We start from the raw sequence: 390 nt of genomic DNA on the forward strand, positions 1-390 counted from the left end.
TGAAGATTGGGAAATCCGTGCAATGACTGACTGTGTATGTAACACCGTATCCGACCGCCATTGCGGCGTCGGCGCGGACGTAGAACCTGCAACCCCCGCGTGGATGGCAGTATTTTCGTTGGCAATGGGTGTGTTTGGGTTACTGACCGCTGAGTACCTTCCGGCCAGTTTGTTGACGCTGATGGCTGCCGACCTGGGAGTGTCCGAAGCGCTGGCTGGCCAGGCGGTAACGGTAACCGCCGTGGTGGCGCTGTTCGCCGGCTTGTTGGTGCCAGGTCTGACCCGTGGTATCGACCGACGCTGGGGGTTGTTGGGTTTTTCGACGTTGATGGTCGCCTCCAATCTGTTGGTCGCCTTTTCCTCCAGCTTCGCGGTGCTGTTATTGTTGCG

Annotated in this window: 1 pseudogene; it reads left to right on the forward strand. The window is 58.7% G+C overall.

The window, feature by feature from the left end:
- Nucleotides 1–22: 22 nt before the first annotated feature.
- Nucleotides 23–390: pseudogene (locus BK660_RS30250) on the forward strand (MFS transporter); the annotation flags it as partial.

It is taken from the genome of Pseudomonas brassicacearum (assembly GCF_003732265.1).
GTDB lineage: Bacteria > Pseudomonadota > Gammaproteobacteria > Pseudomonadales > Pseudomonadaceae > Aquipseudomonas > Aquipseudomonas brassicacearum_D.